Annotated in this window: 6 protein-coding genes; 3 read left to right on the top strand and 3 right to left on the bottom strand. The window is 65.8% G+C overall.

Translation table 11 applies throughout. The annotated features are described in order from the left end of the window. Positions 1 to 156: 156 nt before the first annotated feature. The gene (locus tag HMPREF2581_RS23240; protein ID WP_003087057.1) at positions 157 to 2865 is read left to right on the top strand and encodes a cation-transporting P-type ATPase; all 2709 of its coding nucleotides are present in this window, start codon (positions 157 to 159) and stop codon (positions 2863 to 2865) included. 450 nt (positions 2866 to 3315) lie between these two features. Next, entirely contained in the window at positions 3316 to 4035 is a 720-nt protein-coding gene (lasR, locus tag HMPREF2581_RS23235; RefSeq protein WP_003082999.1) for a transcriptional regulator LasR, read from the top strand. Here the strand turns inward: lasR and rsaL are convergent. Further along, positions 4025 to 4267, bottom strand: a complete 243-nt coding sequence (gene rsaL, locus HMPREF2581_RS23230; RefSeq protein ID WP_003083010.1) for a quorum-sensing transcriptional regulator RsaL — start codon at positions 4265 to 4267, stop codon at positions 4025 to 4027. The genes lasR and rsaL overlap by 11 nt on opposite strands. Positions 4268 to 4398: 131 nt before the next feature. On the opposite strand from rsaL, the gene lasI reads away from it, so the two are divergent. Continuing rightward, entirely contained in the window at positions 4399 to 5004 is a 606-nt protein-coding gene (lasI, locus tag HMPREF2581_RS23225; protein WP_003083017.1) for an acyl-homoserine-lactone synthase LasI, read from the top strand. A 106-nt stretch (positions 5005 to 5110) separates the two neighbouring features. Here lasI and lapD read toward each other — a convergent pair whose 3' ends face one another. Together lapD and lapG are read right to left on the bottom strand one after the other, a co-directional pair. Beyond that, positions 5111 to 7063, bottom strand: coding sequence for a cyclic di-GMP receptor LapD (gene lapD, locus HMPREF2581_RS23220; RefSeq protein WP_003083019.1), 1953 nt, complete (start codon positions 7061 to 7063; stop codon positions 5111 to 5113). After that, positions 7064 to 7777: a cysteine protease LapG gene (gene lapG, locus HMPREF2581_RS23215; RefSeq protein WP_003140286.1), complete on the bottom strand. Its 714-nt coding sequence runs from the start codon at positions 7775 to 7777 to the stop codon at positions 7064 to 7066. Positions 7778 to 7896 lie beyond the last annotated feature (119 nt).

The raw sequence follows: 7896 nt of genomic DNA, 5'->3' as shown, positions 1-7896 counted from the left end.
GCACCTCGCCACGTGGGGCGAGGTGCCGCGCAACATCCGGAAAAGTTTTCCCCGGCCAGATGCTTTCAACTGCAAGCATCCGTTTGAGACAGGTCAAACGTTGCGGCGCAGGCCTGCCCGATAGTTCTGTTCATCAGAACGAGGCGCAGGAATCCCATGAACGGCATCCCACCCCTGTCTTCCCGCGACGCCCATGCCAGCCCGCCGCAACGGGTGCTGGAACGATTGCACAGCTCCGCCGCCGGCCTGGACGCGGACGAGGCCGCCCGCCGCCTGGCGGCGCACGGCTACAACCGGTTGCCCGCGCCGAAACGCCAGGGGCCGCTGCTGCGCTTGCTGCGGCAGTTCCACAACGTCCTGCTGTACATGATGCTGTTCGCCTCGCTGGTCACCGCGCTGCTCGGCTTCTGGGTGGACAGTGCGGTAATCCTCCTGGCGGTGGTGGTCAACGCGCTGATCGGTTTCGTCCAGGAGGGCAAGGCGGCCAACGCGCTGGACGCCATCCGCGACATGCTTTCGCTGCATGCCCTGGTCCTGCGCGACGGCCAGCGCCAGGCGCTGGACGCTGAACGCCTGGTACCGGGCGACGTGGTGCTGCTGGCCTCCGGCGACCGGGTGCCGGCCGACCTGCGGCTGTTCGAAACGAAGAACTTCCATGTCGACGAGTCGGCCCTGACCGGTGAGTCGGTGCCGGTGGAGAAGGGCTGCGTCGCGGTGGCCATCGACGCGCTGCTCGGCGACCGCCGTTGCATGGCCTATTCCGGCACCCTGGTGACCAGCGGCCAGGCGCGCGGAGTGGTGGTCGCCACCGCCGGGGATACCGAACTGGGCCGGATCGGTACGCTGTTGCGCGAAGTCCGCACCCTGGCCACTCCGCTGCTGCGACAGATCGCCAGCTTCAGTCGCTGGCTGGCCCTGGCGATCCTGCTGCTGGCCGGCGCCACCTTCGTCCTCGGCACCCTCTGGCAGGGCCAGCCGATGGTGGACATGTTCATGCTGGTGGTGGCGCTGACCGCCTCGGCGATTCCCGAGGGGCTGCCGGCGATCATGACGGTGATCCTCGCCCTCGGCGTACAGCGCATGGCCCGGCGCAACGCCATCGTCAGCCGCCTGCCGGCGGTGGAGACGCTGGGTTCGGTGACGGTGATCTGCTCGGACAAGACCGGCACCCTGACCCGCAACGAGATGACCGTGCAGCGTATCGTCACCGCCGACCAGGTGATCGAGGTCAGCGGCGCCGGCTACGCTCCGCTGGGTGGTTTCAGCCACAACGGCGAAGGCCTCGATCCCGCCGGACGCGACGATCTGCAGGAGATCGGTCGCGCGGCGCTGTTGTGCAACGAGGCGCGCCTGCACCAGGAGGGCGAGGCATGGCAACTGGAGGGCGACCCCACCGAAGGCGCGCTGCTCAGCCTCGGCCTCAAGCTGGGCCTCGATCCGCAGGCGCTGGCGGCGGAACGGCCACGCAGCGATGCGATTCCGTTCGAGTCCGAGCATCGCTTCATGGCCACCCTGCACCACGACCACGCGGGCCAGGCGATGGTCTACCTGAAGGGCGCGCCGGAGCGCATCCTCGACATGTGCGAGGCTGAACGGGTGGGCGACTCGGTGCGGTCGCTCGACCCGGATTACTGGCGGCGCCTGGCCACCGACACCGCCGCTCGCGGCCTGCGCCTGCTGGCCATCGCCCGGCGGGCGATGCCGGCAGAGCAGCGCACGCTGGATTTCGCCGACGTGGAACATGGCTTCACCCTGTTGGCCCTGGTGGGCATCATCGATCCGCCGCGCGAGGAGGCCGTGGCCGCGGTCGCCGAATGCCAGGCGGCGGGTATCGCGGTGAAGATGATCACCGGCGACCACGTCGACACCGCGCGGGCGATCGGCGCCATGCTCGGGATCGGCATCGACCGGCCGGCGCTGACCGGCGCGGAGATCGAACTGCTCGACGACCAGCGCCTGCGCGAAGTGCTGCCGGGCGTCGATGTGTTCGCCCGCGCCAGCCCCGAGCACAAGCTGCGCCTGGTGCAGGCCCTGCAGGCCAGCGGCGAGGTGGTGGCGATGACCGGCGACGGGGTCAACGATGCGCCGGCGCTGAAGCGCGCCGACGTCGGCGTAGCGATGGGCAACAAGGGCACCGAGGCGGCCAAGGAGGCGGCCGAGGTGGTCCTCGCCGACGACAATTTCGCCACCATCGCCAATGCCGTGCGCGAGGGAAGGGCGGTCTACGACAACCTGAAGAAATTCATCCTCTTCATGCTGCCGACCAACGGTGGCGAGGCGCTGATCGTGATCGCCGCGATCCTGTTCCAGTTGACCCTGCCGATGACGCCGGCGCAGATCCTCTGGATCAACATGGTCACCTCCAGCACCCTGGGCCTGGCGCTGGCCTTCGATCCGGCCGAGCGCGGCCTGATGCAGCGTCCGCCGCGCCCGCCGGCGGAGCCCCTGTTGTCGCTGTTCTTCGTCTGGCGGGTGCTGCTGGTCTCGCTGCTGATGATGGCGGGCGCCCTGGGCCTGTTCCTCTGGGAGCTGGAGCATGGCACCGGGCTGGAGCGCGCGCGGACCATGGCGGTGAACAGCGTGGTGGTGTGCGAGATGTTCTACCTGCTCAACAGCCGGCATATCTACGATTCGGTGCTCAGCCGCGAGGGCCTGTTCGGCAACCGCCAGGTCTTGCTGGCGATCGCCGCCTGCGTGGTGCTGCAACTGCTCTATACCTACGCGCCGCCGTTGCAGGCGCTGTTCGGCTCGGTCGGCCTGGCCCCGGGCGAGTGGGCGCGGGTGCTGCTGGCCGGGCTCGGCCTGTTCTGTGTCGCCGAACTGGAAAAGTGGCTATGTCGCCGGGTCCGTGCCCGGCAGGCCTGACGCCGCGAGGTCGCCCCCTTGGCCGTGGCGCTGTGCCTTTGCCCGTGCGCCGCGCACAGACGTCTGCGCCTCGGATCGCCCGGCCGAGAGCGGTCGCACGCTTGGCGATGGGCCGACAGTGAACCCGGGGACCAGGTGTGACTGGGTATTCAGTTCGCATAAAATGTGATCTAGATCACATTTAAACGTTTGCTTACCCTCTAGGACGGGTATCGTACTAGGTGCATCAAACGCCGCGGTCTATTGTTAAGTGGGACTGAAATGTGCCTTTCCGGCACAACGCCAACTCTATAGAGTGGGCTGACTGGACATCTTCAGGGGTCGTCGGGCACGGGCGCATGCGCCTCGGCAGGAAGCCGGGATTCTCGGACTGCCGTACAACGTGCCGGATATCGGGTGCCGAATCCATATTTGGCTGATTGGTTAATAGTTTAAGAAGAACGTAGCGCTATGGCCTTGGTTGACGGTTTTCTTGAGCTGGAACGCTCAAGTGGAAAATTGGAGTGGAGCGCCATCCTGCAGAAGATGGCGAGCGACCTTGGATTCTCGAAGATCCTCTTCGGCCTGTTGCCTAAGGACAGCCAGGACTACGAGAACGCCTTCATCGTCGGCAACTACCCGGCCGCCTGGCGCGAGCATTACGACCGGGCTGGCTACGCGCGGGTCGACCCAACGGTCAGTCACTGTACCCAGAGCGTACTGCCGATTTTCTGGGAACCGTCCATCTACCAGACGCGAAAGCAGCACGAGTTCTTCGAGGAAGCCTCGGCGGCCGGCCTGGTGTATGGGCTGACCATGCCGCTGCATGGTGCGCGCGGCGAACTCGGCGCGCTGAGCCTCAGCGTGGAAGCGGAAAACCGGGCCGAGGCCAACCGTTTCATGGAGTCGGTCCTGCCGACCCTGTGGATGCTCAAGGACTACGCACTGCAGAGCGGTGCCGGACTGGCCTTCGAACATCCGGTCAGCAAACCGGTGGTTCTGACCAGCCGGGAGAAGGAAGTGTTGCAGTGGTGCGCCATCGGCAAGACCAGTTGGGAGATATCGGTTATCTGCAACTGCTCGGAAGCCAATGTGAACTTCCATATGGGAAATATTCGGCGGAAGTTCGGTGTGACCTCCCGCCGCGTAGCGGCCATTATGGCCGTTAATTTGGGTCTTATTACTCTCTGATCTTGCCTCTCAGGTCGGCGAGCTGGCGATCGGTAATTTGCCCTTCTATATAGAAATGCAAAAGCAGGTATATAGGGAAGGGCAGGTTCTCGCCATTCTCGAAACGACTGCCGCAGGATTGGCTTATCCCGAAGCGGCTCCAGAAAGTTTCCTGGCTTTCCCGTCGGGCGGTGCGGGTGGCCTTTGCCCGGAAGGCCATGTTTTGGGGCTGTGTTCTCTCGTGTGAAGCCATTGCTCTGATCTTTTCGGACGTTTCTTCGAGCCTAGCAAGGGTCCGGGTTCACCGAAATCTATCTCATTTGCTAGTTATAAAATTATGAAATTTGCATAAATTCTTCAGCTTCCTATTTGGAGGAAGTGAAGATGATCGTACAAATTGGTCGGCGCGAAGAGTTCGATAAAAAACTGCTGGGCGAGATGCACAAGTTGCGTGCTCAAGTGTTCAAGGAGCGCAAAGGCTGGGACGTTAGTGTCATCGACGAGATGGAAATCGATGGTTATGACGCACTCAGTCCTTATTACATGTTGATCCAGGAAGATACTCCTGAAGCCCAGGTTTTCGGTTGCTGGCGAATTCTCGATACCACTGGCCCCTACATGCTGAAGAACACCTTCCCGGAGCTTCTGCACGGCAAGGAAGCGCCTTGCTCGCCGCACATCTGGGAACTCAGCCGTTTCGCCATCAACTCTGGACAGAAAGGCTCGCTGGGCTTTTCCGACTGTACGCTGGAGGCGATGCGCGCGCTGGCCCGCTACAGCCTGCAGAACGACATCCAGACGCTGGTGACGGTAACCACCGTAGGGGTGGAGAAGATGATGATCCGTGCCGGCCTGGACGTATCGCGCTTCGGTCCGCACCTGAAGATCGGCATCGAGCGCGCGGTGGCCTTGCGCATCGAACTCAATGCCAAGACCCAGATCGCGCTTTACGGGGGAGTGCTGGTGGAACAGCGACTGGCGGTTTCATGACGGGGACCTGTCGGCTCGCGCCGGCGCGTTCTCTGTCGGAGAGGGAGCGCCTGGCGTCGATGCCGAATCCGCTGTAAAGCGAGTCCGACCCGCTCCGGACTCGCTATCAGGCATCCCCGGACCAGGGCGCCGGGCTGCCGAACAGGCGTCCCATGGCGCCACGCAAGCCCATTTCCCGCAGTACTTCGAGTTCACCGAGGGTTTCCACCTGTTCCGCGATCAACGGTAGATCGATGCTGTGGGTGGTGCGATAGACCGCTTCGATGAACAACCGCTTGTCGCCTTCCCGGTCGACGGCGTGCAGGTAGCAGCCGTCCAGCTTGAGGTAGGCCAGCCCCAGATGGGTAAGGTTGCCGATCAGGCTGAAGCGGCCGCCGAAATGCTGCAGGCCGAGACCGCAGCCCAGTTCGCGCAGGACCTGGCTGAGGCGCTCCAGTTCGGCCGCGGCTGGCAGGTGCCGCTCGTCCAGTTCCAGGGTCAGCTGGCGCGCCTCCTGCGGATGCGCCTTGAGCAGGGCCAGTAGCGGGGCGAACGCCTGCGCATTGCGGACGCTGGCGGCCGACAGGCTCAGCGCCAGCGGCCGTGGATGGCGCCGCAGGTGCTCCAGGCTCTGTTCGAGCATCGCCAGGTCGAGACGCGCGGCCCAGCCGAAACGTTCTATCCAGGGCAGGAAGCGCCCGGCGGCGATGGCCGTGGCCTGCGGGTCGAGCAGGCGCGCGAGGACCTTGTGGTGGAGGACGCGCTGGGTGTCCAGGCAGTCCACCACCGGCTGGAAATAGAGCAGCAGGCGGCGCTCCGTCAGGGCCTGGTCGATCCAGTCGTGCCAGTCCTGGCTGTCGTTGAGCGCCGCGAGCGCGGTGCCGTCCTGGCTCGCCCAGGGCTGGGCGGGCTGGCTTTCGGCCTGGGCCAGGGCCTGGTCGGCACGGGCCAGGAGATCCGCGGGCGAGTCGCCTTCGGCGAACGCGCTGATACCGAGATAGGCGACCGGCGTGAGATCGCTGGCACCGGTGCGGGCAAGGTTCTCCAGGCCTTCGCAGAGTTCCTCGGCCAGGCGTTCGGCCTGCTCGCGGGAGCAACCGGGAGCCAGCACGGCGAACTCGCCGCCGCGGCTGCGGGCCAGCAGCCAGTCGGCGCGCCCTTGCTGGCCGCAGGAGTCGACCAGCAAGCGGGCGACCGCCTGGATCAGTTCATCCGTGCGTTGCCCGCCGAGACGCTGGTTCAGCCCGTTCAGGTCGTTCAGGCGCAGCAGCAGGAGCTGCCCGGCATGCTCGTGCTCGCCGGCACCCAGCTGTTCGTTGAGGCGGGCGTCGAACAGGCGCCGGTTGGGCAGGCCGGTGAGACTGTCCTGGTAGGCCTGGGCGCGTAGCTTGTCGCTACGCGCGGCCTCCTCGGCGAACAGCGTGCGAAGTTTCTCCACCATCTGGTTCATCGCCTGCACCACGCGGCGCAGCTCCGGCGTGCGCGGCAGCCTGGGCAGGCTGAGGAATTCCCGCCGGCTGATGGCATGGGCCTGGCGCACCATCTGGTCGAGCGGGCGCAGTTGGCGGCGCAGCAGCCAGCCGCCAAGCAGCAGGCTCACCGCGCCGCAGGCCAGCAACCAGTAGAGGCTGCCCAGGGCGCTGTCCCACAGGCGCGCCAGGGCGAATTGCGGATGGCTGACCACCTCGACCCGCGCCGCCTGTTCCCAGCCGCGCATGATCAGCGCGTCGCCACCCTGGGGCTGGAGATCCACCAGGCGTTCGAACCAGCCGGGCACCGTACGCTCGGCATGCGCTTGCACGCGCTCGACCAGCGGCTTGCCGCTCTTGATGTCGATCACCCGGATGCTGGCGAAGTAGCCGCTGTCGAAGATCGAGCTGACCATCAGTTGCACCATCGCCGGGTCGTCCACGTGTGGCGTCAGGGACAGGCCGAGGGCGGTGGCGGCGTCCTGGGCGTGGGAGCGCAACTGGCCGCGCAACTGCTCGCGGGAGTTCTCCACGCTGCTGACGAAGCTGCCGCTGAAGGCGACGACGAGGAACAGGCAGATGGCGAGGAACAATTGCTTGAGCAGTGACATTCAATCCTCCTTGGGGGCGTCGAGGTCGAGGCCTTCGGCGCGCATCTTGGTCAGCAGGTCCTGCCAGCGCGACAGCTTCTTGCTGTCGCCGGTCCGGCGTCCGCCGTCGGCGCCGGGCAGCCAGAGGCCCTCGGCATTGAAGGCGTACACCGGCAACAGGTCGTCGCGTTGCGAAGCGGGGCGGATCTCGCCGATCAGGTTGTCCAGCACCAGTGGGTCGGCGCCCGGGCTGGCGTACCAGGTCAGCACCATGTGCGCCTGGTTCAGGCGCAGGGCCTTGACGTAGGTGATGCGCAGCTTGTCGCTGGCGACGCCGAGGCGACGCAGGGTCACGTACTTGGCGATGGCGTAGTCCTCGCAGTCGGCTGCGCCCTTGACCAGCGCCTCGACCGGAGTCGCCCAGTAGTCTTCCTGCTGCCAGATTTCGATGTCGTCGGTGAAGCGTAGCGACTGGTTGAAGAAGTCGTTGACCGCGCGCAGCTTGGCCGCTTCGTCGAGCGTGCCGCCCTGTTCGAGCAGGCGGCCCCAGTCGCCCAGGCGTGATTTCGCCGCGCCTAGCTCGCCGTAGCGCTGCTCGGCACGGCTCAGTATCGACTCCAGGTCCCACTGCGCCAGCGCCGCGCCGACTGCCAGCAGCAATGTCGCCGCCAGCGACAGCAGCCAGGGGGCGTAGGCCCTGGGGCAGGGCCGGCGGGCGCCGGGGGGTGGGGACATCGAGCGGGCTCCGGAAGGACTCAGCGAAGTCTACGAGAGCGCCGGGCGGCCTGCCAGCGCGGGGTGTCCGGCGAAACTGACAGGATTGTCATTCAGGGGTCAGGGTGGGGTCCCGCTGC

The sequence above is a fragment of the Pseudomonas sp. HMSC057H01 genome (assembly GCF_001836405.1).
GTDB classification, from domain to species: Bacteria; Pseudomonadota; Gammaproteobacteria; order Pseudomonadales; family Pseudomonadaceae; genus Pseudomonas; species Pseudomonas aeruginosa.
Note: the sequence above shows the minus strand (reverse complement) of the source record. Positions and strands in the feature narration are given on the sequence as shown.

Bases quoted from the DNA above. Each gene is read 5' to 3' on its own strand.
- HMPREF2581_RS23240 (WP_003087057.1), top strand. From the start codon at position 157: ATGAACGGCATCCCACCCCTGTCTTCCCGCGACGCCCATGCCAGCCCG.
- lasR (WP_003082999.1), top strand. From the start codon at position 3,316: ATGGCCTTGGTTGACGGTTTTCTTGAGCTGGAACGCTCAAGTGGAAAA.
- rsaL (WP_003083010.1), bottom strand. From the start codon at position 4,267: ATGGCTTCACACGAGAGAACACAGCCCCAAAACATGGCCTTCCGGGCA.
- lasI (WP_003083017.1), top strand. From the start codon at position 4,399: ATGATCGTACAAATTGGTCGGCGCGAAGAGTTCGATAAAAAACTGCTG.
- lapD (WP_003083019.1), bottom strand. From the start codon at position 7,063: ATGTCACTGCTCAAGCAATTGTTCCTCGCCATCTGCCTGTTCCTCGTC.
- lapG (WP_003140286.1), bottom strand. From the start codon at position 7,777: ATGTCCCCACCCCCCGGCGCCCGCCGGCCCTGCCCCAGGGCCTACGCC.